Source organism: Microbacterium sp. NPDC055910 (assembly GCF_042271185.1).
Classification (GTDB): Bacteria; Actinomycetota; Actinomycetes; order Actinomycetales; family Microbacteriaceae; genus Microbacterium.
In genome coordinates, this window is record NZ_JBHJZS010000001.1 from 87,240 (window position 1) to 110,124 (window position 22,885).

Consider the following 22,885-nt stretch of genomic DNA (forward strand, 5'->3'; position numbering starts at 1 on the left):
TCGTGTCACCGTGGTCAGAGGGTGATGACGGTGGTGGCGGTGGCGCGAAGCCAGGCGTCTTGGGTGCGGGTGCGGAGCGTGCCCCACCGCAGCGGCCCGGATTTCAGGGCCGGGTCAAACGGGATAATCTCCACGGCGCGGACAAGGCCGGCGAACCCGTCGACGATGCGGACCAGGTCTTTCGGGTGCGCGGCCTCCTGCTGGGTGACGATGACCACGGCGTTGTCGGCGAGAACACGCGAGTGCGCATCCCGGGTGCGGAGCGCGTCCAGGAGAAGCGCGGCGGACTCGGCGGACTCGGGGGAGGCGAGGGTGGGGATGACGACCTGGTAGGACGAATCGATCATCCGAAGCCACCGATCCGCGGACTCGTCGTTGCCGGAATCGAACACCACCACCCGGTAGTACCGGGCAGCGACCTGCATCAGCAGATCGAACTCGGACGTGGTGAGGCGTTGGTCGGTGGCGAGGAGTTCGGGGTTGGAGCGGAGCACGTCGTACCGGTCGTCGGGCTGATGGTGCACGAACTGCGCGATCTCCGACACCGCCGCCGCCCGATCCAACAAACCCGGGGCGTGGCGGAGGAGGTCGCGGATGGTGGTGTCGTACCGACCAGGTTCGGTGCGCCAGCCCAGCGTCCCGCGGGTGTCGTTGTTGTCCCAGGCGAGCACATTCCCGCCCCCGTGCCGGGCGAGGACCGCGGCGAGCATCGCGGTGGTCATCGTCTTCCCCACCCCGCCCTTTCCGTTTACCACCGCGATGGTTCGGCACCCCGCCCACTGCGACGACACTGCCCGCACTGCCCGGGCCCGGGCCTTCTGCGCGTGTGACCCGCCGCGGGTCAATCCGAGCCGCGCCCAGAACCGTTGCCATCCCGACCCGCCGTGATCAGGGTCTGCGGGGGTGGTGAGGAAGGTTTGGCGGGGTGTGGGTGGCTCCGCGACCGGGGCCGCGCCCGAGACGGACTCATCCGTGATGGACGCATCCGTGGCGGGCGCGGCCGTGGAGGTCTCGTCCGGGTGCGGAGCCGTTTCCCTCACCTCCTTCCCAAACAGTTCGAGCTCCTCCGCCACGAGTTCCTCCTCCGTGAGGGGTGACGCGGGCGCCGTGTCGGGGGCCTCGTCGATCGCGTGCGCGTCGTGGGGGAGGGGTGCGAGGGTTCCGTCGGTGTGGACGACGAGGTGGTGGTCGCCGCGGTCACCGCGGGTGACGAGTTCGATGGGGGTGCCGGTGCGGCGGGCTTCGTCGGCGGCGCGGCGGACGACGGCGTGGCGGATGTCTTCATCGGCGGTGGTGGTGATGGGTTCGGTGTGCCCGTCGGGGCCGGTGTAAGTTGCGGCGGGCCCGGTGACGGTCGCATAGGCACGGACTCTCATGACAGCTCCTTCGATACCGGGGCCAACCAGCCCTCCACATCCCGACCCCACCCATCCGGGCCGGCGGTGGGCGCCGTCGGCCAGAGGTGTTCAAGTTCGTCCGGGTCCAGCAAGTGCAGGTGCGGGTCGTCGCGGTCGGCGGGGGTGACGGCGTCGTCGGTGCTGAACAGGTCGTATTCCCACGGGGTGCTGGTGGGGAAGCAGTTGACGAGGTAGGAGTATTGGCCGATGTAGGCGATGAACTCGCCCTTCTGCAGTTCCCTGGCCATCTCCACGTGCGGGGCGGGGAGGTTCAGCCGGTCGCGGAGCGCGGTTTGTTCTTGGTGGTTGACGCGGAAGATGAACTTGTTCTCGATGTCCCCGATGATCGAATACGCCAGGGCCCGTTCGGTGGAGTCCGCATCCCCGACCGCGTCGAGGTCGCCGATCTTGTGCAGGATGACAATGTTGCTGATCCCGTAATGCCGGGACAGTTTCAGCCACTGTTGGAACATCTGCAGCGACGCCAACGATGTCATATCCCGCCACCCTTCCTCCCGCACCACGTACCGGGTGCGGCGGGCGGACCGGTCGGAGATGACGGCCTGGATCCACGCGGTGGAGCACACCTGCGTCAACTGCGCGGCAAGCTCCCCCCGGGCGAACAGCTCGCTGGTGTCGGTGACAACGATGGGTGCGTCCTGATCGAACTCGACGGTGGATTCGTCTTCGAACAGGCCGGAGAGGTCCCCGTCGACGAACCGGCGCAGCACGAACCTCGGCTGCACCGCACCCTCAGCCACCCGCCGCTCCGACTCCGTCCCCACCGGCGGCCGACCGAGCTCCTCATACACACCCCGCAGCGTCGGGCGATCGCCCGTGGTGGTGACGCAACGGGCGAGGGCGTCGTGGATGGCAGCATGCTCGACAGCGGTGAGCCGGCCTGCGAGGGTCATCTCGACCAGGGCGATGAGGGTGCCGATGCGCCGCTGGGTGACCATCTGCTCGTGCTGCTCATCCGACGCACCCGTCCGCCTGGGCCCCCGATCCAGCGGGTTCAGGCGGGCACCGGTGCCACCGCCGAGGCGGATCACCTTCCCTCCGGGGATGGCTTCGGCGACGGTCACCCACTCCCCTTTCGGATCAGAGGGGACGACGACTTGGTGGCCGAACGCGATCGACCTCGTGGTGAGGGTCTTGATGGTGGCGGATTTCCCGGACCGGTACGCACCGAGCGCGAGGATGTTGGTCGAAAACGTGCCCCGATCGGAGGTATCGGTGTAGGCCTCCCAGGGGGAGAAATGCCAGAGGGCGTCCGCGTTGAGGTCGACCCCGACGATGGGACCGCGGTGGCCGAGGCCGGCGTCGGCGACGAACGGGTAGATCCCCGCCAGATGCTGCGACGTTGCCTGATGCGGCGGCAACGCCGGGGAGGCGAGATTCCAGTACCCGCCCTCGATCAACCCCGGCCCGAACGGACCCCGAACGGCCGGGTCCGGCAGCGACCGATCCCTGCGCGTGGACCGGGGTGGTTGCTCTTCCCTGCTGAGCGCGGCGAGTTCGCGGCGCAGGGTTTTACGTTCACGGCGGGTGAGGTTGCCGGGGGTGAAGGTGACGGTGCGGCGAGTCATTTCATGCCCAGTCCGATAGGCAGCGCGTTGACCATGAGCGCTTCGGCTTGCTGGCAGTACAGGATCTGCGCTTCCATCCCCGCCCGCGACAACGCGTTGCGCATCCCCGCGATCGCCTGATCCAACTCCTCCTCCGTGGGAGCGGTGACGGTGAGGTATGCCCCGTACCGGTACTCACCGTGACCTGCGACGATCTCCTGCTCCTGCTTGCCGAGTGCTTCCCAGTCGGCAAGGTCCGCAGCCGACCCGTCCGCGCCGCGCTTCGCACGCAGCTTCTCGTTTCCCCGCCACACTTTCTTCTCATCCCGGATGCGGCGGAGTGCTTTGGAGACGGGGACGGGGGTGAGGACGAGGGAGAGGATGTGGGTGACCGCGTCGCCGGTGTGCGGGTGGCGGGCGAATACGATCGGGGACACGAACCCGACGGGGGCGTCCGAGCGGGGCCACTCATGAATCCACATCGTGCAGTGCACTCCGGAATCGGTGACCACGATCCCGTTGTTCCCCTTCGGTTCATCTAGGAACATTGGCCCGATTGCCACCGGGTCCACCCCCGACTGCGCCTCGTCCCGGTTTTGCACTGTGCCGGCGAACTCCGGATCAAACGCCACCCGTCCCAGTGCTGCGACATCCCGCGGTGTGAGCCATTTGCGGACGCGGACGCGGGCGGCGTGCAGGGCGTCAGCGAGGTTTCCGGCTTCAATGTAGGCAAGCGAGGTGATGGCGGTTTTGCCGCCGCCGAGGGATTTCAGTTGGGCGCCGAGGGCGACCAGGTCCAGGGTGAAGGTGAGGTAGTTGCGGTGCGAGACTGCGAACCGCTCCGACCCGTCCATCACCTCCCGGTAATTCACCGCCACCACTGACCCCTGGTCCAGGTTTCGGCGCAGCCGCACCGTGTCGTAATGGTCACGGGCGGGACGGATCGTGGTGGGAAGGGTGCGTTCTTGCAGGGTGACGCGTTTCACCCCGGGGCGTTGCGTGAACGAGGCGAGGACGGTGGACCACTGTTGGGCGAGGTCGAACCGTTCCGGGGTGTCGTGCATCAAAAACCCCTGCACCTCCAGTTCGGCGGTGACGGACACGGTCCGGTCGTGCGGGTTGTACACGCACGCCATCCCCTCCACCTCCCACAACTGGATCGACGCCCGCACCCCCGGCAGATTCAACGTCCCCGAAAGCTGCACACGCTCGGGGCGGAACGACTGTGTCGTTGCCCCGGCCGCCTGCCGGACCTGCTTCATCACCCACAGGCCCGCCATCCGGGGTGTGGAGATCCCGTGAATGCTCGTCAGCGCGGTGATCCCGAACGCGAGGTAGAGGGGGGCGGCGTAGAGGAGTCCGGGTGGGCCGAACCGGTTGATGCCGATGAGGAGGATAAGGGCGGCGGCGGCGACAAAGGCCAGCTGCCACCCGTCCATGCCCATCACCACCCCCTGTCGGGATCGGCGCGGCAACCGCACCGGACGTGACTGATCCATCGCCGCACTCATCACGACGTCCTTCCATTCGGTGACACCGCCGGCCGTGGAACTCCCGCACCGTTCTGCGGCGACGGGGTCGACGCCTGCGGTGTCGGCTTCGCGCCCGGCGGCGGGGTGGACGTTGTCGTCGGTGATGACGCCGCAGCGGGGGAGCCGCGGCCGGCCGTCCGGGATGTCGCGGGGCGGGAGCTCGGGGCGCCGGGGCCTTTCACGGGGCCGCCGGTGCCGGCACGGGTGCTGGTGGGGAGGGCGACGGAGCCGCGGGAACCGAGGGTGCTCGCAGGCGACGCACCCAGCCGGGTCGGGATGCTGACGGCGGTGCGGGCGCCGCTGGTGGTGATCCTCCCGGCGTGAGAAGCGGCGCTCGAGCCGATGCCGTCGGCGGCGGCTGCGCCGACGAAGGAGAAGAGGCCGAAGATCGCGAACGGGGCGAACGCGACGAGCACGAGCCCGAACAGGAGGGGCCAGGACTGCGGGTCCCAGATCGTCTTCACCGTCGATAGCCCGTTGATGATCAACGTGACGAACCCGATCGTCAACGGGCCCGTGAGGAGAAGCACAATGACTGCGGATGCGTATCGGACCACCCATTGGGGACCGATGCCGCGGATGGGGAACACCATCCAGGCGATCGGGCCGACGGCGATCAGGGCGGCCAGGACGATGTTGCGGAAGGTGAACACGAGCATCAGTAGCAGCATCCCGATCATTAGCAGCCCGTGGATCACGAATGCGAAGAAGTAGTTCGCCTGCCCGCCCGCCCACATCACCCCCTGCAGGGTCGCGAACAGACTGCCGGGGCCTTCACGGTTGAGGATGTACCAGGTCAGGTCATCGATCGCGTTCAACAGGTGCCCGGTCACCCACAAGGTCAGGGGTACGGCGGGGATCGCGATGAATGTGCGCACGAGCGCCCCGACGAGTTGCTCACGGTCGCCGGAGACGATCGCGGCAGCGATCGCCCACACCATCGCCCCCATGAGGATCACGAGGATCGCCCACTGCCAGAACGACCATTCCTCAACCGCCGCTGACCACAACAGTGACGAGGTGTCGAACCGCATGTTGTCGGCAACAGCGAACATCATCGTCGTCGCCGACAGCGCCATCCCCCGGCCCGCGTTCTCGAACGTCACACAGACCACGTCGCCGAGACTGCAGCCGTATTCCACAAGAAGCGGCTTCCCGCCGTCGTTGCGGAGCGCTTCGACGTGACCGGAATAGGTCGTGCATACGGTGCTGCGCGTACCAGCCGCGAGAACTCCCGCAAAGCAGTGCAGTGCCGTGACCGACGCGGGATCCGTGGGGGTGCAGGAGATCTGCCCGCTCGTGTTGGTGCAGGTGACGGGCTGAGCCGGAGCGGACCAGGGTTCGCCTTCGATGGGGTTTGCCGCCGCGACCACTTTCGCCGAAGCCGTGGTTGCTGAAGCGGTGGCGGGGAGTGCCGCGCCGAGCGCGAGGAACAGTCCGAGGGCTGTTCCGGCGAGGAGGGCGGCGGGGGTGCGCATCAGAATCCGAAGTCGAAGTTCACGAACCACTGGAACAGGCCGGATGCGGCTCCCAGGACGGCGGCGGCGATGAAGATCCACAGGATGTTCTCGCCCGCCCATGTCCGCACCCGGTCAGATGCCAGCCCGCGGAACGCCAACGCGGCACCGGCGATGATCAACATTGCCAGCACCACAATCAGCGCCGCCGCGAGGAGGTAGGAGACGAGGACTTGGAGGCCGCCGAAGAAGGGGGCGCTGAAATCGGGCTGGATATCGGGAACATCAACACCCAACGGCCAGGAGTGGGAGAGGGACATGGGTTTGCTCCTTCGCTAGGACTAGACGAGGGGAAGACCGCGCGCGGCCATGAACGGTTGCGGATCGATCGAACGACCCTGATGAGTGACCTCGAAATGCAAGTGGCAGCCGAACGACTTCCCCGTATTGCCCTCCGCACCCACCGCAGTCCCCGCCGTCACGGATTGTCCGGTCGTGACGCGGAGGGAGCCGGTGGTCATGTGGCCGTAAAGGGTGATGAGGGAGTCGCCGTGGTCGATGCGGACGGTGTTCCCGTACCCGAAGTAGACCCCGGCGGTGATCACGGTTCCGGGGCCGGCGGCGTAGATCGTGGACCCGCATCCTTGGGCCATGTCATACCCCTGATGGTTCACGGAGCAGTAGCTGCACCCGCGGACCGGGTTATGCCCGTACCCGCGGCCCTTCGTGTAGGAACCGGCGAGGGGGTAGGCCCAGTCGCCGGCGACGGCGGGGCCGCCACCGGGCCGTGGGGGAGTGGTCGCGATCGATTGCCCGGCGAGGGCGAACGGGATCGCGATCCACGGGGTCGCGAAGAACGCGCTCACCAGCAGGAGGAGGATGAGCGTTCCGATCGCGATTCGCTGTCCAGTCCTCGTCTTGGCGAGGGCTGCGATCGCGGCGACCGGGGCTCCCATGTCAGGGCTCCAACGGCTCCGTGAAATACCGGACGACCTTGCAGTCCCCTGCCCGTTGATCGGTATTGGGTGTCGGAACCGAGGCGGGACCGCAGAGAACCTGCACACTCACCCGCACGGTCTCCTCGAACTCAACCTCCGTGCCGGTCCCATCGTCCTGCGTATACGTCAACAGGACATCCATCGTCCCGATCGACATATCCCCGGAATCGTCGTCCGACACGTCGACGAACACGATGTCGCCGACGGGATCGGCCTTCACACGTCCATCGCTGGCCGCGAGGAGATCCCACTCCTGCTCGGGTAAGACAACACCTTGGCGAAGTTCCAGCCGGGCTGCGTCAAGCTCGATCTGCCGGTCGGCGTCCGTGGCATAACGGGTGTCCGGGGTGAACCAAGAATCCAGGTGGGAGAGCCAGTCAGGGCGTTCAGCTTTCGTCGTGTCAAAGGTCGACGCGGCTGCGAGAGCTGCCCTGATGTACACGTTCGGGTCTGACGTGATGGGTTCGGGAACCCAGCCGAACTCCGCCACGCTCGCATCCACGACGGCGTCGACATCGGGCGGCGAACTCGAAGAGGTGGACGGCTGTGATGTGCCAGGCGTCGTATCGGGGGACGGGGCCGGTCCAGGGGTCTGGCGAGACAGCAAGGACGCGACGATGATCGCAACGATGCCGACCAGCAGGACGCCGCCGCCCACCACAGCCCACACCAGGCCGCGCCGACTCGATCGCTGGGATGCCATCATCGCTGCCCCTCCTGAACACTCAGGACGACGAGCAAACCCAGTCCGACAACGAACATGCCTCGCCGTCCGTGCATCATAGACACGAAACGACCTGCTCGAAAAGGATCGATCGAACCGTTCCGAACGGCGTGCGCGAGCGAAGAGCGAGCGGCAATTGGGGCCCGGCTCGCTTGGTGCTCGAACGATACTCGCGCGTGGCGGAGGCTGTCTGTAGGTCGTTCGGGGGACACGCGGAGCGTCCGGTCGACAGGTGTTGCCGAGGTGACGCTCCGATGCTCCATGGGTGAAGAGTTTAACTCGCCAGTAGATGAGTGTCTAGTTAAATTCTAAACCCCGTCGCGTGTGTTCGCGCCGGGCCTGCGAGAATGCGTGCATGCCAAAGATCGCGCGCCCGACAGACGACGACACTGCGGTGCTGCCACTGTCGCTGCTCGGCAATGAAGCCAAGGTCGGAATCATTCGGTTCTTGCGCGCGAATCCCAACAGCACCAGACAACGCATCGCTGACGGCCTCGGCATCACTGTGGCAACGGTCAGCAGCTACCTCGCGGAATTCGAAAGCGCCGGTGTGCTGCTAGCCAACCCCTCGAAGGGGATCCGTAAACGGGGAGATATCCCCGCGTACCGAGTGAATAGCGCGATCGTCACCGAACTTTACCTGCAGCTCGGGCTGGCTCTCGGAGAGATCTAGCATGATCCGGCGCTGACCCCGCGAGTGATTCAGCAGCGCCCCTGTGCCATACCGCATAGCCAAATCCGGGCCTCGGACGCATCTTCCGGCAGATCCTCGACCCGCCGCCACGCGACCAGTAGCGTCTCACCGAAGAGGCCGGCGGCATCATCCGCCCGCGCCCGATCCGCCGGTGCAGGAACCGCAACAGGTCCGCATTCGATTCGCGCAGCGCTGTTGGTCAAAAGCCGATTCTTGCGATTGATAGGGGTCACGGCGCAACGCCCTCGCACTACATCTGCTGGTCCCCACCGAAACCGAACACCACCCGTGCGGGGAAGCAGGCGCCGAACTCGCGGAACGGGTCGACGCCGAAAATGGTGCGGACCGAGATCGACGAGGTCACCATCCAGGTGCCGCGGGATTGGGCTGGGACGTTCAGCCCGGTGGTGCTGCCGAAGCATCAGCGCCGGATCGCCGGGTTCGATGACGCGGTGATCTCGTGGTATGAGAGCGGCATGACCACCGGCGATATCGCCAAGCATCTCTCCGACCTTTATGGCAGCGAGGTGTAGCGGGACTTGGTGTCGGCGGTGACCGACAAGGTCATCGGCGATATGCAGGAATGGCAAGCATGCCCCCTCGACGGGATCTAGGGACTGCTGCACGAGTAGGCGACATCTGATCACGTTTGCCCGGTAGGGTCAGCCTGGAAGTGAGCTGCTGTGTCCAGGCCCGTGTGGGAGTTCCGTGGTGATCTCGAGTGCGTCGTCGAGAACCACGACTGCGCGCGAAGGTTGAGGATGCGTCGTCGTGCTCTCGAACCCGCGTGATTCCGCGGAAATCTACCTGAACCACCACCCATCACCGTTCGATCGGTGGAGTTCAAATCCCTCCGTCGCGCGCACGTCGACGAGGCCCCTTCCGAGGACTTGAAAGCGTGCCCACATTTTGCCCACACCTGAGTCGTTATCGGCGCTCCCAGTGGCCCTCAACAAGCGCCGAAGTTGTTGCGAAACCGCGATTTTCCGGGACAGTTGCCGTCAACCTCCGCGAACCGCTCTGCCCGTAGGTTCCTCATAATCGTGAGGTCGAGAGTTCGAATCTCTCTCCCGCTACGCAATGAAGGCCCCGGCTTGTTCCGGGGCTTTTTGCATGACCGGATACGGGACGAAGCGCTGACCCCCGACGACACGCGGGAATGATCATCCCCGGCATCCTCACGGACAGACGCGGACCCTGCGGCCTCCGAAGCTGACGATGTCGCCGAGCTGCAGCTGCCGTCCGCGGCGGCGGTCGACCTCGTCGTTCACCATCACGTAGCCGTCGATGATGGCCTCTTTCACATCTCCGCCGGAGTCGAGGAGCCCGGCGAACTTCAGGAACTGCCCCAGGCGGATCGACTCACCGCCGATCGGGACATCGTCGATGGGGGTCGGATTCGTCATTCCCGGATGCTAGCCGACCCGGCTCCGTTCCCTTCACGCCGCCACGTCGACGATGCGCTGCGCCCCATAGACCGGGACGAGTGCACCGCCCGTCGCGGCGGCGATATCGGCCGTGAAGGTGCCGACGAGGTGCGGCGCCAGCCACACCTCGAACGTCGTCTGCTCGGCGTAGCTCGATTCGCCGAGACTCGCACGATGTCGTGACGCCCATTCGCGAAGCAGATGGTCGATGCGGCCCGCGTCCGCATGACCGACGGCGAGCGTCGCCTGAGTCAAGACCTCGCGCCGCACCAGCCGAACTCGATCGAGTGCCTCCGAGGTCGCCGAGGAATACGCGCGTACGAGTCCGCCCGCGCCGAGCTTCACGCCGCCGAAATAGCGGGTGACGATCACCAGGACATCGGTGAGGTCGCGTCTGCGCAGAACATCGAGCATCGGTGCGCCGGCAGTCCCCGACGGCTCCCCATCGTCCGAGGAACGCGCGTGCTCGCCGGAGAGCCCCGTGACGAGCGCGAGGCAGTTGTGGTTCGCGTCCCAATACCGCTTGCGCGTCGCGGCGATGAGCTCTTCGGCATCCCCGGGCGAGGGGACAGGAAAGGCATGAGCGAGGAAGCGCGACTTCTTGACGATGAGCTCGTGCTCGATCGGCGTCGCGATCGTGCTCGGGTAGCGCGGCGTCGAAGTCACGCTCCCACGCTAGCCACGATGACGCGGACCGGATTCACGGTGTCGACGGCGACGGGTCATCGTGCGTGATCGTCGTCTGCTGGTACAGCGCCAGCCTGACCTCGTCGTCGATGACGTAGTAGTGGCTCGTCATGAGGGCGGTGAACGACTCGCCATCGCGCTCAGCGCGTGCCCGATAGACGAGGGCGGCTGATGCGACGCCGGTCGGAATGACTCGCGCGTCAGAGAGGACGTAGGCCGCCCACGGCGGCGATTCGTTCAACGACTCGGCCACCGTCGCGCGGTCGAGGATCATCCCGTTCACCAGGACCATGACGGCATCCTCGGTCATCTGCTCGCCGTAGAACGTGCCTCCGCGAGAAGCGCAGAGTGCATCCCATCCGCGATGTTCCAGGGGCAGGAGCGTGTCGAGCGTCAGCCGGTCCATGAGTTCAGCCTCGCGCGTCCGCGTCGGATCCTCCAGAGCAGCGCGTGTGCGATCAGCGCAGGAAGTCGTCGAGCGCCTCGATGAGCCGATCGATCTCGGCGTCGTCGTTGTACGGTGCCAAGCCGACCCGCACGCCCGCATCCGTGCCCGTCGCGAGCGCGCGGAAGGGCTCGTGCGCATAGAAGGTGCCGGCCGGTGCCGCGATGTCGCGCGCCGCCAGGAACCGGCCGGCCGCGGCGGCATCCCGATCGGCGAACGTGAAGAACAGCGTCGGTGTGCGGTCCTCGGCGACCGAGTGCACGACGAGGCGGTCGCCGTGCGCCGCGAGCGCGTCTTCGATCCGATGGCGCAGCCGGAGTTCGTGCTCGTGGGTGAGGTCCGCCGCCGCGACGAGGCGCTCGCGCCGGCTCCCTCCCGCCGGTGCCAGGCCGGCGATGAAGTCGACCGCCGCCGTCGCGCCCGACATGAGTTCGTACGGCAGCGTGCCGAACTCGAAGCGCTCGGGCACCGTGTCGGGCGACGGCAGCAGCTTGTCGGGGCTCAGCTGATCCAGCAGATCGGGGGATGCCGCGAGGGCGGCGCAGTGCGGGCCGAAGAACTTGTACGGCGAGCAGACGAAGAGATCGGCTCCGAGCGCCTGCACGTCGACGAGGCTGTGCGCGGCGTAGTGCACACCGTCGACGTAGACGAGAGCGCCGACCTCGTGCGCCCGCTGCGCGATGCGCGCGACCTGCGGCTTGGTGCCGATCAGATTCGACGCGGCCGTGACCGCGACCAGGCGGGTGCGTTCGTTCACAAGCTCGTCGAGGTCGTCGAGGCGCAGGTCGCCCGTCGCGGGATCGAGCTCGAGCCACCTCACCGTCACCCCCGCTCGCGCGGCGGCCTGTATCCACGGCCGCACGTTGGAGTCGTGGTCCAGCTCGGTCACGACGATCTCGTGGCCCGGCTCCCACGCCTTGGCGAGGTGGCGGGAGAAGTCGTAGGTGAGCTGCGTCGCGCTGCGCCCGTAGACGATGCCTTCAGGAGCGGCACCGAGCAGGTCGGCGAGCGCGTGCCGGAACGCGGTCACGGCGTCCTCGGCGTTCTGCTCGCTCAGGATCCCGGTGCCCCGGTTCGACAGGGGCCCCGTCAGCGTGCGCGCGACGGCTTCGCCGACGACGGCCGGGGTCTGCGTTCCGCCGGGCCCGTCGAAGTGGGCGATGCCCGAGGCGAGCGAGGGGAACTGCTCTCGGACGGCGGCGACATCGAGCATGTGGACTCCTTCAGGCGAGGGGCTCCCGCCGACCATATCGCGCACGGGCGCGCTTGGCGCCGGGGTCAACGCCGTCCGCCGGCGTGATCGAAGATGAGGCTCGTGTTCGTCGCGGCCACCTCTTCGCGCAGGCTCAGGGTGTCGCTCACGAGCTCGCGCATCGCCGCGGCGTCGCGCACGGCGACGTGCAGCAGGAAGTCGAGGTCGCCCGCGACGAAGTAGACGTGCCGCGTCGCGGGCAGCCGCTCGAGGTAGGTCTGGAACCGCCGCAGGTCGCCGCGCGCGTGCGCGTGCAGCCGGATGCCGATGAGCGCCTCGAGGTCGAGACCCGCGGCGGCGGGGTCGACATCGGCGTGCACGCCGCGGATCGCACGGGATGCCACGAGCCGGCGCACGCGCTTGTGGCAGGTCGATTCGGCGATGCCGACGCGTGCCGCGAGTTCGCTGTTCGAGACCCGGCCGTTGCGTTCGAGCTCGCGGAGGATCGCGAGGTCGATGTCGTCGACCTCGAATGCGCGCGAAGATTCCTCTGTCCGCATCGGCCTACCCCCTCTGTCAAGAGTGATTCTTCCTTATGGCCACCTCCCAGGCAAAGAATCTGCACGATCACTGAGGTGCAGCATCCGATTCTGCATACTTGACGGCAGGAAGCCCATGACCGAGGAGGTATTGTGGCGCGTTCGATCGTCATCGGTGCAGGAATGGTCGGTCTCGCGACCGCGTGGCACCTGCAGGAGCACGGCGTCGAGGTCACGGTGCTCGATCGCGCGGGCGTCGCGGCGGGTTCGTCGTGGGGCAATGCCGGCTGGCTGACCCCCGGCAAGACCATCCCGCTGGCCGACCCGAGCCTGTGGACGTACGGACCGAAAGCTCTGCTCGACCCCGATGCGGCACTGCACGTTCCCTTCCGCGCCGATGTCGCCCTGTGGTCCTTCCTGGCCCGCTTCGCCTCGCACGGCTCGATGCGCGCGTGGAACCGCACGATGGCGGCGCTCACGCCCATCGACAAGATCGCCCTCGCCGGCTTCGACGAACTCGCCGAGGGCGGCGTGGACGCCTGGACGAAGAAGGGGCCGTTCGTCATCGGCTTCACCGACGAACCGCACTCGAAGGGCTTCCTGCGCGAGGTCGAGGGTGTCATCCGGCATGGTCAGGACGTGCCGTTCGAGCGGCTCACCGATCCGCGCTCACTCGTGCCGCAGCTCTCCGACGCCGTCACCGTCGCCTACCGTCTCGACGGGCAGCGCTTCCTCGAGCCCGGACCCTACGTCGAAGCGCTCGCCGAGGCCGTCCGCGCCCGCGGCGGCGTGATCCGCACCGACGCGACGGTCACGGCGGTCGGCTCCACGGGCCGCCCCTCGGTCACGCTCGCCGGCGGCGAACAGTTCGAGGCCGATTCCGTGGTCGTCGCGACCGGCGCATGGATGCCGCAGCTCGCTCGCCCGCTCGGCGTCAAGGTGCGCGTGCAGGCCGGCCGCGGGTACTCGTTCACGGTCGACACCGACGAGCCGATCGATTACCCCGTCTACATGCCATTCCAGCGCATCGCCTGCACGCCGTATCAGGGGCGCTTCCGCATCGCCGGCACGATGGAGTTCCGCCGCCCCGACGAGGCTCCTCAGCCCCGCCGCATCCAGGCCATCGTCAACCAGTCGCGCGCCCTGTTCACCGGCATGGATCTCGACGACCGTCACGACGAATGGGTCGGCTCTCGCCCGGTCACCCCCGACGGGCTGCCGCTCGTGGGCGCCACCCGCGCACCCGGCGTCTACGTCGCCGGTGGTCACGGCATGTGGGGCATCGTCCTGGGCCCGGCGACCGGCAAGCTCCTCGCCGAGCAGATCGTCACGGGCCGGGTCGACCAGGCGATCGCGCCGTTCAATCCGCTGCGCTGATTTCGCGTTCCGTCATCGCCTCATCGGGGATCCGATCGACGGGGATCACGACGACGTCCTGCAGCTTCCAGTCGAGCTGCGCGATCTGCTCAGCCGCGGTGCGGAGGACGTCCGTGCCGACGGGGCGGCGCCCCGACGGCACGAAGAAGACCTCGGCGTGGAAGACATGCCCGAGGTCGCGCATCCGCACTCCCGCGTCACGCACCCACGGCTGCCGGCGCATCGTCGCGAGGATCTGCGCGAAGAGCGGATGCGTCTGGCCGCTGTCGAAGGTGCGGGCGCTCTCGTCGACGAGATCGCGCACGGCGGCACGCGTGTTCCGGAAACCGTCGAGCACGATGCCGAGCGAGATGAACAGGGCGGCGACACCGTCGAGCCACCACAGGCCGACGCCGATGCCGAGCACGCCGATGATGGATGCGGCGTTGGTGTGCCAGTCGGCCTTGGCCATGTCGGCGTCGGCATAGAGCAGCTTGCTGTGCAGCGTCGGCGCGATGCGCAGCTTCGCGCGTCCGTAGATGAACGGGCCTGGCACGATGAGCGCCATGACCGCGACCATGAGCCAGCCCTGCCAGATCGTGTACCCGAAGAGGTTGACCGTTCCGATCGTGGGATGCGCCGCCGCCTCGAGCCCCGTGACCGATTCGAGGGCGAGGTTGCCGCCGACGGCGAAGAGGGCGACCCCGGCGACGAGATGGCCGATCACCATGGCGCGGTGGAAGCCGAAGGGATGCGAGGGGGAGGGGTCCCGACGGATGAACAGCAGCGCGATGAGGAACGCGATCTGCGGGATGAGCGAGAGCATGTCCTCGATCCACGCCGTCTTCATCGCCTGGGAATTGCCGACGACGAACGCCACGAGTGTGATCGTCCCGACGGTGTAGGCGATCGTGATCCACTCCCACGTGATCGCCTTCTTCAGCGCCTCCCGCTGCTCGGCAGGAAGATCGGTGCGGCCGACCGGGCTCACTCCGCCACCTCTTCGTCGAGGAACATCTCCACTTCGGAGAGGAAGCGGTTCTCACCGAGCGGGACGAGCATGACGATCTCGCGACCGTCGCCCCCGTCGAGCTGCGGGTATCCGCGGGTGACCGCCGCACGGTCGGCCCAGGGAGTCTGCGCTGTGATCCCGCCGACCACGAGATCCAGCTCACCCTCTTCGAGCAGCGTCACGAGCATCTCCTCGCCTCCGACCGTCCAGTCGACGGATGCGTCGTGCTCCCGCGCAAAATCGTCCACCATGTCTACGAGCGGGCCCGCCGGCTCATCGCGCACGACCTCGACGAGCCCCGGTTCGGGTACCGCCCCGGCCCGCAGCACCGACCCTTCGACACGCGCCGTCGTGCCGTTCGGGTCTGCGGGTACGTGCAGGCCGCAGCCGGCGAGCACCAGTACCGCGCCGATGCACATGGCGATCGCCGTCCCGGTCCTTCCGCGCACCGCACGCCCTCCGTTCGCATGCTCAGCATGACGCCGCTCGTGCTCGGCCGGAGGGCCCTTGCGCCGTGTGCGGCGCCGGGTGTAACCCGGTGAACGGATGCTGCGCAAGGCCTTGTCGCGTGCCTGCGCCCCGACGAGACTCTCCGCATGGCCTTCATCGGGTACCACGCGTCTCACGAGCAGCTCGCGCCGAGTGCGCTGTTGCGCGCCGTCGCCCGAGCCGAATCGGCGGGCTTCGACGGCGCGATGTGCTCGGACCACGTGGCACCGTGGGGGCTCGCGCAGGGTGAATCCGGACACGCCTTCAGCTGGCTCGGCGCCGCCCTGGCATCGACGGGATTCTCGCTCGGCGTCGTGACGGCACCCGGCCAGCGATATCACCCGGTGATCGCAGCGCAAGCCATCGCGACGCTCGAGGAGATGTTCCCCGGCCGGTTCTGGGCCGCTCTGGGCAGCGGTGAAGCCGTCAATGAGCACGTCACGGGCGACCCGTGGCCGCCGAAGGCGCAGCGCGAAGAACGGCTCGCGGCATCCGTCGATGTCATCCGGCGCCTGCTGACGGGCGAAGAGGTGACGCGGACGGGGGTCATCGACGTGCATCGCGCTCGGCTGTGGTCACGGCCCGCCGTGCCCCCGCCCCTGCTCGGCGCCGCCGTCAGCGCAGAGACGGCCGGATGGGTCGCGGGGTGGGCCGACGGCCTCGCGACCGTCGCACAGGCGCCGGCGGTGCTCGAGCGCGTGCTCGCCGCGTACGCGGATGCCGGGGGCACCGGCCCGCGCATCCTGCAGGTGCACGTCTCGCTCGAGGAGTCCACGACCGAAGCGCTCGCCGTCGCGCGCGACCAGTGGCGCCATTGCGTCATCGACGCCTCGCTGTGGGACATCGAGCAGCCCGAGGACTTCGACGCGCTCGCGGCCGACCCGAGCGACGACGACCTGCACGCGGGCGTGCTGATCGCCGACGACGCGGCGGAACTCGCGGCGCGCATCGCGCATCTGGCCGCACTCGGCTTCGATCGCGTCTATCTGCACGGGGTCGGAAAGGACCAGGAGCGCTTTCTCTCCCGGGCCGAAAACGACCTGCTGCCGGCACTGCGGAGGCTCGCATGAAGATCACCGACACCAGCGACCTGTGGTGGAAGCACGCCGTCGTCTACTGCCTCGACGTCGAGACGTTCATGGACGGCAACGGCGACGGGACGGGCGACTTCGCGGGCCTCGCGCAGCGCATCGACTACCTCGCCGACCTCGGCATCACGTGCCTGTGGCTCATGCCGTTCTATCCGACGCCCGGCCGCGACGACGGCTACGACGTCAGCGACCTGTACGGCATCGACCCGAGCCTGGGCAATCACGGCGATTTCGTCGAGGTTCTGCGCACGGCTCACGACCGCGGCATCCGCGTCATCGTCGATCTCGTCGTCAACCACACTTCCGATCGCCATCCCTGGTTCGTCGCGGCGCGACGCAGCCGCTCCTCGCCGTATCGCGACTTCTACATCTGGCGCGACGAACCGCCCGCGCAGAAGCAGGAGACGGTCTTCCCCGGCGAAGAGGCGAGCGTCTGGGAGTACGACGAGCGCACCGAGCAGTACTTCCAGCACGTGTTCTACCGGCACCAGCCCGACCTCAACATCGCCAATCCGCGCGTGCGGGACGAAATCGCCAAGACCATGGGATTCTGGCTGGCCCTGGGGGTCTCGGGCTTCCGGCTGGACGCCGTCCCGCACCTCCTCGAGGTGCCGGCAGACGCAGACCTCGGCGATCCGCACGGGTTCCTGCGCGACCTGAAACGGTTCCTGCAGCGCCGTTCCGGCGATGCCGCACTGCTCGGCGAGGTGAATCTGCCATTCGAGGAACAGGTGCGCTTCTTCGGCGGCGAGCATGGCGGCGAACTCGATCTGCAGTTCGACTTCGTCTCGATGCAGGCGCTGTACCTCTCGCTCGTGCGGGACGACCCCGCGCCGCTCATCGAGGCGCTCTCGTCGCGCCCCGCGATCCCGACCGAGACGGGATGGGCCAACTTCGTGCGCAATCACGACGAGCTCACCCTCGACAAGCTCACCGAGGCCGAGCGTGACGAGGTGTTCGACGCGCTCGCGCCGGATCCGGCCCAGCGCGTGTACGGTCGCGGGATCACGCGGCGGCTTCCGCCCATGCTCTCGGGGGATCCGCGCCGCATCCGGATGGTCTACAGCCTGATGTTCTCGCTGCCGGGCACCCCCGTGCTCTTCTACGGCGAAGAGATCGGCATGGGCGAGAACCCCGACGTGCCGGGCCGCGGATCGGTGCGCACGCCCATGCAGTGGACCGACGGCAAGAACGGTGGATTCTCGGATGCCGCGCCGAGCCGGCTCACCTCCCCGCAGCCGGGCGACGGCTACGCGCCCGCGCACGTCAACGTGCGCCGGCAGCGCAACGACGACGACTCGCTGCTGATGTTCGTGCGGAAGCTCATCGCGCGGTACCGCGCGTGCGTCGAACTGGGCTGGGGGGAGCTCGAGTTCCTCGACCATGACGGCGAGGGTGTCATGGTGCACGCCGTGACGGCCGAGGTCGGGCGCATGATCGCCCTGCACAACTTCACCGCCGTGCCCGTGCGGGTGACGGTCGAGGTCGGCGAGGTCGACGAGGGGACGGTCCTGCTCGACCTGCACGGGCCCGAGCAGCTCGAGATCGATGACCGGGGACGGGTCGAGTTCGCCCTCGAGCCCTACGGCTTCCGGTGGATGCGGGTGTCACCGCCCGGCGACTCCCGCATCGCCTGAGTCACAGGTCCTCGGGCGCGAGGTCGCCCTGCCCCTCCTCGCCGAGCTCGGCGGCGACGGGGTCGGTGCCCTGCGTCTCGGGCTGCGCCGCGGCATCCGGAAGATCGGATGCCGGGATCTCGGTGTCATCGACGGGGCGTTCGGCGTCGATGCCGGTCGTGCCGTCCCATTCGGCCTGCGCGGGGTCTTCCGCGGGATCCGCCTCGATCGAGCTGTCGCGATCGCCGAGAGGCTGGAAGTCCTCCTGGGGTGCATCCGGAGTGCTGTTCATGTCGTGCTCCTTTCCGATCTCAGCCTCGCCGCCTTCGGCTGGACCGTCGACCCGGTTGCGGAAGGCGGGAGCCGGCGCTATCGGCGGGCCGGCTCCCGGCCGGTAGCGCCGGAGTCCCTTCCACGCAACCCCCTGGCCGTACCCGGTTCGCCGGGCGACGCTCAGGGTGACCCGTCGTGCGTCGGCGGGAGAGCAGGAGCGCGATCATGGCCACCGGTCCGGTCTTCGACTTCGTCCCCTCAGGGACGGGAGCATGGCGACTGCATAACCGCCGGGCGGGCGAACTCATCGCGTACGTCGAGCGGGTCGCGTCGGGCCACTACGAGGTGGTGTGGGTCGCGGGAACGCACGGCATCCGGATGTTCGACTCCCCGGAGGCCATCATCGATGCCGCATCGGCGCTGTTCACCGCAGAGGAGCATCACCCCTCGACCAAACCGGCGCCTATCCCGCACCGCAGGCCGTTCCACGCGCGGCCCAACGTCGCCTAACCACGGCCCGCGTCGACCTCGAGCCCCAGGGGGACGTGGGACACGGGATCGAGCCCCGTGACCGTGACCCAGCCGTCGGCGAGGAACGCGGCATCCGTGCCCGCTTCCGGCGTCGACGGCAGATCCTCCACCGCGAGCCGCACGTGATGCTCGTGCCGCTCGGACATCGTGGTCTGCACGATGCCGAACGGGGCCAGACTGGCCTCGATGACGCCGCGCGTGGTGGCGGTGTTGGGTGCGTTGAGGTTGACGACCGTGCCGCGCGGCCGCTCGATGATCTGCGGGACGATGGCGAGCGCGGCGTGTGCCGCCGTGTCCCAGTGGTACTCGGTCGGGCGCATGCCCACGTCCAGCGACACCGCAACCCCCCACGCACCGTTCAAGCCACCGGTCAGCGCGGCCCCGACCGTGCCGGAGTGCAGGATCGCGCGCCCCACGTTCGCGCCGTGGTTGACGCCCGACAGAACCAGATCGGAGGGGTCTCCGAAGGCACCGCGCGCCGCGATGAGGGCGATGAGCCCCGGCCCGCCGTGCACCGCGAAGGCCGGCACCTCGTCGAGGCCGGGAATCGTCCGGCGTTCCACCGCGATCCTGCCGTCGGCCTCCTCCGCCATGATCGACGCGCTCGCGCCGCTGGACTGGCCCGCCGGCGCCGCGATCGTCACCGCGAATCCGGCGTCGCGGGCGGCCGCAGCGAGCACGTGCAGCCCCGGGGCGTCGATCCCGTCGTCGTTCGTCACGAGCGCGCGCATCAGTCCTCCTCCGCGTCGCCGTCGGCCGGTTCGGCGAGAGCCGCCAGACCGTCCGGGCTCACCCGGCCCGTCACCGGCTGATCGATGCCCGCCGCCGCGTCGTCGGCGAGCGGTGTGACGACCACGTCCTGGCGCAGTTCGATGATCGCGTCGGGGTCTCCCGTTCCCAGACCGTGCCGCGTCACGTTGAGCGCGCCGGCCGCGGCGCCGAGGATGACCGCGTCGCGGGGTGCCTCGCCGCGCGCGATGCCCGCGACGGTTCCCGCCGTCAGCGAGTCGCCCGCGCCGTGCGTGTCGGCGATCTCGAACTGCGGCGGCCGGATCTCGAGGAAGCCGCCGGCGTCGAGGAACAGCGCGGGTTCCTCGGCACGAGTCACGATGACCGTCGCCGCCCCGGTATCGCGCAGACGCCGCATCGCCGCCATGATCTCGTGCGGGCTCGCTTCGTCGATGAGCCCGTCGTCGCGCAGCTCCTCGTGACTGACCTTCAGCACGTCGACGCCGCCCTCGAGCGCGGCCTCGAGTCGATCACCCGCGAGATCGACGACGACGGTCGCACCGCCCGCGCGCAGGTCGGCGGCGAGGCGGCGATAGGTCTCGGGCGGCAGTGCTTCTTCACCGGCCGGCCCGCTCAGGATGACCAGCCGCGACCGCTCTCCGAGCGCCTCGCGCAGAACGACACCGTAGAGCTCGTCGAGCTCGTGGCGTCCGAGCGGATCGCCGTCCTCCTGCGCGACGACCGTGCGCTCGCCGTCTCTGCGGTCGTGCAGGTACGCCGCACCGCGACCCGACCGCTCGACGGCGGCGACCGAGATGCCCTCGTCTTCGAGCAGGTGGCGCAGCACGGTGCCCGTCTCGCCCGACAGGACGCAGCACATCGTGACGTCCACGCCCAGACGCCGCAGCATCCGTGCCTGCCAGACGCCCTGGCCGCCGGCGTGGATGTGCACCTCGGGGCCGTCGGACTGTCCCTCGACCGTGACGGTGAGGATCGGCACCGGCGCGAAGATCGTGACGTCTCTCATGCCGCCACGCTAAGCACTCGGCGCGGGGATCGTCAGCCCCTTGCGGAGGACGCGAAGTGCCGCAAGGGTATCGTTGCCGGATGACCTCGAGGCCTCCTGGCTGGTACGACGACGGACACGGCGCGCTGCGCTGGTGGGACGGCTCGACCTGGACCCCGCACGTGGCGACTCCCGAGCCCGAGCGGTCCGACGCAGACGCCGACGACCTGCCTCCCGAGCTCGCCGAGCTCGTCGACGACCGCGACGGCGACACCCCGGGCGCGTTCACCGCCGCGACCGGAACCCGCCGCTCGGGCCTGTGGATCGTGTGGGCGGTGCTGGGCGTGCTTCTGCTGGCCGTCGTGATCGCCTTCGCGGTCGCGATCCCGCTGCTCTTCCTGGGCAACGCGACGGCTCTTCCGGCCGGTGCCGGGATCGGATTCCGGTTCGGATGACGCGGGATGCCGCGGCTCGGCCACGTGACCTGCGCTACGTCCTGACCTGTCTCGGCATCGGTCTGGCGGCGGGGCTTCTGTCGGGTCTGTTCGGGGTCGGCGGCGGCACCGTCATCGTCCCGCTCCTCGTGCTGGGCCTCGGGTTCGACCAGCGACTCGCGGCGGGCACGTCGCTCGGCGCGATCGTGCCCACGGCGGCCGTGGGCGTCGTGTCGTACGCGCTGACCGATTCGGTCGCGTGGATCCCCGCGCTCATCCTCGCCGCCGGAGCCGTCGTCGGGGCCCAGATCGGCACGTGGCTGCTGCCGCGGATGCCGGTGACGGTGCTGCGCTGGGGCTTCGTCGGCTTCCTCGCGATCGTCGTCGTCGGGCTCTTCCTCGTCATCCCCTCGCGCGATGCGGGTCTGCCCCTCACGGTCGTCAGCGTGCTCGGCCTCATTCTGCTCGGCCTCATCACGGGCGTGCTCGCGGGCCTGCTGGGTGTCGGCGGCGGGGTCGTCGTCGTGCCGGTGCTCATGCTGCTGTTCGGGGCGAGCGACCTCGTCGCCAAGGGCACGTCGCTGCTCATGATGATCCCGACGGCGTTGTCCGGCACGATCGGCAACATCCGTCGCTCGAACGTCGACCTCATCGCGGCGCTGCTGGTGGGCGGCGCGGCGTGCACGACGACGGCACTGGGCGCCTGGCTCGCGACGGTCATCGATCCGCTCGTCGGCAACATCCTCTTCGCCGCCTTCCTGATCGTCATCGCCGTGCAGATGGCGCTCAAGGCGATCCGCGGGCGCCGGCGCTGAGCCTGCCGCTCGATAGGATGTGACGGTGCCAGTGAACCCCGAGCTCGTCGGCCGAGAGTTCCCGCCGACCACCCCGTATCTCGTGGGCCGTGAGAAGGTGCGCGAATTCGCTCGTGCCGTCTTCGCCGACGACGCAGCCTACGTCGACCCGGCCGCCGCGCGGGCTCTCGGCTACGCCGACGTCATCGCGCCCCCCACGTTCGCCATGGTCGTGCAGGACCTCACACTGCAGCAGCTGCTCGCCGAGCCCGACTCCGGCATCGAGCTCTCGCGCGTCCTGCACGCCGAGCAGCGATTCGCCTACTCGCGCCCCATCGTCGCGGGCGATGAGCTCACGGCGCAGCTCGCGATCACCGGCATCCGCACACTCGGTGCGAACGCGATGGTCACCAGCGACGCGACCATCACGGATGCCGACGGCGACCACGTCGTCACGGCGACGTCCGTGCTCCTGGTGGGGGCGGACGCATGACCGCGCTGTCCGTGGGCGACGTCGTCGCAGAGCGCTCCGTACATCTCACGCGGGAGTCGCTCGTGCGCTACGCGGGGGCCTCCGGCGACTTCAACCCCATCCACTACCGCGACGACGTGGCTGCCTCGGTGGGTCTTCCGGGCGTGCTCGCACACGGCATGCTCACGATGGGTGTCGCGGTGCAGACGGTCACGGGCTGGCTCGGGGATCCCGGCCGCATCCTCGACTACGGCGTGCGCTTCACGCGCCCCGTCGTCGTCGACCCCGACACGGGCGCCGATCTCACGATCGTCGCGAAGGTCGGCGCCGTCGACGACGAGACGGCACGCATCGACCTCACCGTGACGCACGGCGAGACCACCGTCCTGGGCAAGGCGCAGGTGCGCGTGCGCCTGGCCTGA

The 22,885-nt window shown here is 68.6% G+C and carries 27 protein-coding genes; 10 read left to right on the forward strand and 17 right to left on the reverse strand.

The features are described from left to right. Positions 1–14: 14 nt before the first annotated feature. The 7 genes from ACFC3F_RS00415 to ACFC3F_RS00445 are packed head-to-tail and all read right to left on the reverse strand — an operon-like array spanning position 15 to position 7,658. The gene (locus tag ACFC3F_RS00415; protein WP_376125158.1) at positions 15–1,427 is read right to left on the reverse strand and encodes a ParA family protein; all 1,413 of its coding nucleotides are present in this window, start codon (positions 1,425–1,427) and stop codon (positions 15–17) included. Further along, positions 1,373–2,986, reverse strand: coding sequence for a hypothetical protein (locus ACFC3F_RS00420; protein ID WP_376125161.1), 1,614 nt, complete (start codon positions 2,984–2,986; stop codon positions 1,373–1,375). The genes ACFC3F_RS00415 and ACFC3F_RS00420 overlap by 55 nt, the downstream gene beginning before the upstream one ends. Further along, positions 2,983–4,476, reverse strand: a complete 1,494-nt coding sequence (locus ACFC3F_RS00425; protein WP_376125163.1) for an SCO6880 family protein — start codon at positions 4,474–4,476, stop codon at positions 2,983–2,985. The genes ACFC3F_RS00420 and ACFC3F_RS00425 overlap by 4 nt, the downstream gene beginning before the upstream one ends. After that, on the reverse strand, positions 4,476–5,975 hold the full coding sequence (locus ACFC3F_RS00430; RefSeq protein WP_376125166.1) for a hypothetical protein: 1,500 nt from the start codon (positions 5,973–5,975) through the stop codon (positions 4,476–4,478). Before ACFC3F_RS00430 ends, ACFC3F_RS00425 begins: the two co-directional genes overlap by 1 nt. Then, complete coding sequence (locus tag ACFC3F_RS00435) at positions 5,975–6,274, reverse strand: hypothetical protein (RefSeq protein ID WP_376125169.1); 300 nt, start codon at positions 6,272–6,274, stop codon at positions 5,975–5,977. Before ACFC3F_RS00435 ends, ACFC3F_RS00430 begins: the two co-directional genes overlap by 1 nt. Positions 6,275–6,295: 21 nt before the next feature. Beyond that, positions 6,296–6,910: a M23 family metallopeptidase gene (locus tag ACFC3F_RS00440; protein WP_376125172.1), complete on the reverse strand. Its 615-nt coding sequence runs from the start codon at positions 6,908–6,910 to the stop codon at positions 6,296–6,298. A gap of 1 nt (position 6,911) precedes the next feature. Further along, positions 6,912–7,658, reverse strand: coding sequence for a hypothetical protein (locus tag ACFC3F_RS00445; RefSeq protein ID WP_376125174.1), 747 nt, complete (start codon positions 7,656–7,658; stop codon positions 6,912–6,914). Between the two features lie 373 nt (positions 7,659–8,031). Between ACFC3F_RS00445 and ACFC3F_RS00450 the strand changes: the two genes are divergently transcribed. Continuing rightward, entirely contained in the window at positions 8,032–8,349 is a 318-nt protein-coding gene (locus tag ACFC3F_RS00450; protein ID WP_376125176.1) for a winged helix-turn-helix transcriptional regulator, read from the forward strand. A 275-nt stretch (positions 8,350–8,624) separates the two neighbouring features. Beyond that, the gene (locus tag ACFC3F_RS00455; RefSeq protein ID WP_376125614.1) at positions 8,625–8,903 is read left to right on the forward strand and encodes a transposase; all 279 of its coding nucleotides are present in this window, start codon (positions 8,625–8,627) and stop codon (positions 8,901–8,903) included. Positions 8,904–9,548: 645 nt separating this feature from the next. On the opposite strand, the gene ACFC3F_RS00460 is transcribed toward ACFC3F_RS00455, so the two are convergent. The 5 genes from ACFC3F_RS00460 to ACFC3F_RS00480 all read right to left on the reverse strand — a co-directional run bounded on the left by ACFC3F_RS00460 (position 9,549) and on the right by ACFC3F_RS00480 (position 12,681). Beyond that, a complete protein-coding gene (locus tag ACFC3F_RS00460) occupies positions 9,549–9,776 on the reverse strand; it encodes an RNA-binding S4 domain-containing protein (RefSeq protein WP_376125179.1) in 228 nt (75 codons plus the stop codon). Positions 9,777–9,809: 33 nt separating this feature from the next. Then, entirely contained in the window at positions 9,810–10,463 is a 654-nt protein-coding gene (locus tag ACFC3F_RS00465) for an IMPACT family protein (RefSeq protein ID WP_376125182.1), read from the reverse strand. Positions 10,464–10,497: 34 nt separating this feature from the next. After that, positions 10,498–10,890 carry a nuclear transport factor 2 family protein gene (locus ACFC3F_RS00470; protein WP_376125184.1) on the reverse strand — a complete coding sequence of 131 codons (393 nt, stop codon included), beginning with the start codon at positions 10,888–10,890 and terminating at the stop codon, positions 10,498–10,500. 52 nt (positions 10,891–10,942) lie between these two features. Beyond that, a complete protein-coding gene (locus tag ACFC3F_RS00475) occupies positions 10,943–12,142 on the reverse strand; it encodes a cysteine desulfurase-like protein (RefSeq protein ID WP_376125186.1) in 1,200 nt (399 codons plus the stop codon). Positions 12,143–12,207: 65 nt separating this feature from the next. Continuing rightward, positions 12,208–12,681 (reverse strand): Lrp/AsnC family transcriptional regulator, encoded by a 474-nt coding sequence (locus tag ACFC3F_RS00480; RefSeq protein WP_376125189.1) that lies wholly within the window; start codon positions 12,679–12,681, stop codon positions 12,208–12,210. Positions 12,682–12,813: 132 nt separating this feature from the next. Between ACFC3F_RS00480 and ACFC3F_RS00485 the strand changes: the two genes are divergently transcribed. Then, on the forward strand, positions 12,814–14,037 hold the full coding sequence (locus tag ACFC3F_RS00485) for an NAD(P)/FAD-dependent oxidoreductase (RefSeq protein ID WP_376125191.1): 1,224 nt from the start codon (positions 12,814–12,816) through the stop codon (positions 14,035–14,037). Here ACFC3F_RS00485 and ACFC3F_RS00490 read toward each other — a convergent pair. Together ACFC3F_RS00490 and ACFC3F_RS00495 are read right to left on the reverse strand one after the other, a co-directional pair. After that, positions 14,021–15,007 (reverse strand): cation diffusion facilitator family transporter, encoded by a 987-nt coding sequence (locus ACFC3F_RS00490; protein ID WP_376125194.1) that lies wholly within the window; start codon positions 15,005–15,007, stop codon positions 14,021–14,023. The genes ACFC3F_RS00485 and ACFC3F_RS00490 overlap by 17 nt on opposite strands. Next, positions 15,004–15,477, reverse strand: coding sequence for a hypothetical protein (locus ACFC3F_RS00495; protein WP_376125197.1), 474 nt, complete (start codon positions 15,475–15,477; stop codon positions 15,004–15,006). Before ACFC3F_RS00495 ends, ACFC3F_RS00490 begins: the two co-directional genes overlap by 4 nt. Positions 15,478–15,624: 147 nt before the next feature. Here ACFC3F_RS00495 and ACFC3F_RS00500 point away from each other — a divergent pair, with 147 nt between their 5' ends. Further along, entirely contained in the window at positions 15,625–16,587 is a 963-nt protein-coding gene (locus tag ACFC3F_RS00500) for a TIGR03885 family FMN-dependent LLM class oxidoreductase (protein ID WP_376125198.1), read from the forward strand. Then, positions 16,584–18,245, forward strand: a complete 1,662-nt coding sequence (locus ACFC3F_RS00505; RefSeq protein ID WP_376125201.1) for an alpha-amylase family protein — start codon at positions 16,584–16,586, stop codon at positions 18,243–18,245. The genes ACFC3F_RS00500 and ACFC3F_RS00505 overlap by 4 nt, the downstream gene beginning before the upstream one ends. 1 nt (position 18,246) lies before the next feature. On the opposite strand, the gene ACFC3F_RS00510 is transcribed toward ACFC3F_RS00505, so the two are convergent. Continuing rightward, positions 18,247–18,516 carry a sugar ABC transporter ATPase gene (locus ACFC3F_RS00510; protein WP_376125203.1) on the reverse strand — a complete coding sequence of 90 codons (270 nt, stop codon included), beginning with the start codon at positions 18,514–18,516 and terminating at the stop codon, positions 18,247–18,249. 206 nt (positions 18,517–18,722) lie between these two features. Here ACFC3F_RS00510 and ACFC3F_RS00515 point away from each other — a divergent pair, with 206 nt between their 5' ends. Beyond that, on the forward strand, positions 18,723–19,007 hold the full coding sequence (locus ACFC3F_RS00515; protein ID WP_376125204.1) for a hypothetical protein: 285 nt from the start codon (positions 18,723–18,725) through the stop codon (positions 19,005–19,007). Here ACFC3F_RS00515 and surE read toward each other — a convergent pair. Together surE and ACFC3F_RS00525 are read right to left on the reverse strand one after the other, a co-directional pair. Continuing rightward, a complete protein-coding gene (surE, locus tag ACFC3F_RS00520; protein WP_376125207.1) occupies positions 19,004–19,759 on the reverse strand; it encodes a 5'/3'-nucleotidase SurE in 756 nt (251 codons plus the stop codon). The genes ACFC3F_RS00515 and surE overlap by 4 nt on opposite strands. Then, positions 19,759–20,784 carry a 1-phosphofructokinase family hexose kinase gene (locus tag ACFC3F_RS00525; RefSeq protein WP_376125209.1) on the reverse strand — a complete coding sequence of 342 codons (1,026 nt, stop codon included), beginning with the start codon at positions 20,782–20,784 and terminating at the stop codon, positions 19,759–19,761. Before ACFC3F_RS00525 ends, surE begins: the two co-directional genes overlap by 1 nt. A gap of 80 nt (positions 20,785–20,864) precedes the next feature. Between ACFC3F_RS00525 and ACFC3F_RS00530 the strand changes: the two genes are divergently transcribed. The 4 genes from ACFC3F_RS00530 to ACFC3F_RS00545 are packed head-to-tail and all read left to right on the forward strand — an operon-like array spanning position 20,865 to position 22,885. Continuing rightward, positions 20,865–21,218 (forward strand): DUF2510 domain-containing protein, encoded by a 354-nt coding sequence (locus tag ACFC3F_RS00530; protein ID WP_376125211.1) that lies wholly within the window; start codon positions 20,865–20,867, stop codon positions 21,216–21,218. Next, entirely contained in the window at positions 21,215–22,012 is a 798-nt protein-coding gene (locus ACFC3F_RS00535; RefSeq protein WP_376125214.1) for a sulfite exporter TauE/SafE family protein, read from the forward strand. The genes ACFC3F_RS00530 and ACFC3F_RS00535 overlap by 4 nt, the downstream gene beginning before the upstream one ends. A 25-nt stretch (positions 22,013–22,037) precedes the next feature. Further along, on the forward strand, positions 22,038–22,484 hold the full coding sequence (locus ACFC3F_RS00540) for a MaoC family dehydratase N-terminal domain-containing protein (RefSeq protein WP_376125216.1): 447 nt from the start codon (positions 22,038–22,040) through the stop codon (positions 22,482–22,484). Further along, positions 22,481–22,885: a MaoC family dehydratase gene (locus tag ACFC3F_RS00545; protein WP_376125218.1), complete on the forward strand. Its 405-nt coding sequence runs from the start codon at positions 22,481–22,483 to the stop codon at positions 22,883–22,885. Before ACFC3F_RS00540 ends, ACFC3F_RS00545 begins: the two co-directional genes overlap by 4 nt.

What these genes read in the sequence shown, in the direction of transcription:
- ACFC3F_RS00420 (WP_376125161.1), bottom strand. Translation starts at nt 2,986, where the DNA reads ATGACTCGCCGCACCGTCACCTTCACCCCCGGCAACCTCACCCGCCGT.
- ACFC3F_RS00425 (WP_376125163.1), bottom strand. Translation starts at nt 4,476, where the DNA reads ATGAGTGCGGCGATGGATCAGTCACGTCCGGTGCGGTTGCCGCGCCGA.
- ACFC3F_RS00430 (WP_376125166.1), bottom strand. Translation starts at nt 5,975, where the DNA reads ATGCGCACCCCCGCCGCCCTCCTCGCCGGAACAGCCCTCGGACTGTTC.
- ACFC3F_RS00435 (WP_376125169.1), bottom strand. Translation starts at nt 6,274, where the DNA reads ATGTCCCTCTCCCACTCCTGGCCGTTGGGTGTTGATGTTCCCGATATC.
- ACFC3F_RS00440 (WP_376125172.1), bottom strand. Translation starts at nt 6,910, where the DNA reads ATGGGAGCCCCGGTCGCCGCGATCGCAGCCCTCGCCAAGACGAGGACT.
- ACFC3F_RS00445 (WP_376125174.1), bottom strand. Translation starts at nt 7,658, where the DNA reads ATGATGGCATCCCAGCGATCGAGTCGGCGCGGCCTGGTGTGGGCTGTG.
- ACFC3F_RS00450 (WP_376125176.1), top strand. Translation starts at nt 8,032, where the DNA reads ATGCCAAAGATCGCGCGCCCGACAGACGACGACACTGCGGTGCTGCCA.
- ACFC3F_RS00460 (WP_376125179.1), bottom strand. Translation starts at nt 9,776, where the DNA reads ATGACGAATCCGACCCCCATCGACGATGTCCCGATCGGCGGTGAGTCG.
- ACFC3F_RS00470 (WP_376125184.1), bottom strand. Translation starts at nt 10,890, where the DNA reads ATGGACCGGCTGACGCTCGACACGCTCCTGCCCCTGGAACATCGCGGA.
- ACFC3F_RS00475 (WP_376125186.1), bottom strand. Translation starts at nt 12,142, where the DNA reads ATGCTCGATGTCGCCGCCGTCCGAGAGCAGTTCCCCTCGCTCGCCTCG.
- ACFC3F_RS00480 (WP_376125189.1), bottom strand. Translation starts at nt 12,681, where the DNA reads ATGCGGACAGAGGAATCTTCGCGCGCATTCGAGGTCGACGACATCGAC.
- ACFC3F_RS00500 (WP_376125198.1), top strand. Translation starts at nt 15,625, where the DNA reads ATGGCCTTCATCGGGTACCACGCGTCTCACGAGCAGCTCGCGCCGAGT.
- ACFC3F_RS00505 (WP_376125201.1), top strand. Translation starts at nt 16,584, where the DNA reads ATGAAGATCACCGACACCAGCGACCTGTGGTGGAAGCACGCCGTCGTC.
- ACFC3F_RS00510 (WP_376125203.1), bottom strand. Translation starts at nt 18,516, where the DNA reads ATGAACAGCACTCCGGATGCACCCCAGGAGGACTTCCAGCCTCTCGGC.
- ACFC3F_RS00515 (WP_376125204.1), top strand. Translation starts at nt 18,723, where the DNA reads ATGGCCACCGGTCCGGTCTTCGACTTCGTCCCCTCAGGGACGGGAGCA.
- surE (WP_376125207.1), bottom strand. Translation starts at nt 19,759, where the DNA reads ATGCGCGCGCTCGTGACGAACGACGACGGGATCGACGCCCCGGGGCTG.
- ACFC3F_RS00525 (WP_376125209.1), bottom strand. Translation starts at nt 20,784, where the DNA reads ATGAGAGACGTCACGATCTTCGCGCCGGTGCCGATCCTCACCGTCACG.
- ACFC3F_RS00530 (WP_376125211.1), top strand. Translation starts at nt 20,865, where the DNA reads ATGACCTCGAGGCCTCCTGGCTGGTACGACGACGGACACGGCGCGCTG.
- ACFC3F_RS00535 (WP_376125214.1), top strand. Translation starts at nt 21,215, where the DNA reads ATGACGCGGGATGCCGCGGCTCGGCCACGTGACCTGCGCTACGTCCTG.
- ACFC3F_RS00545 (WP_376125218.1), top strand. Translation starts at nt 22,481, where the DNA reads ATGACCGCGCTGTCCGTGGGCGACGTCGTCGCAGAGCGCTCCGTACAT.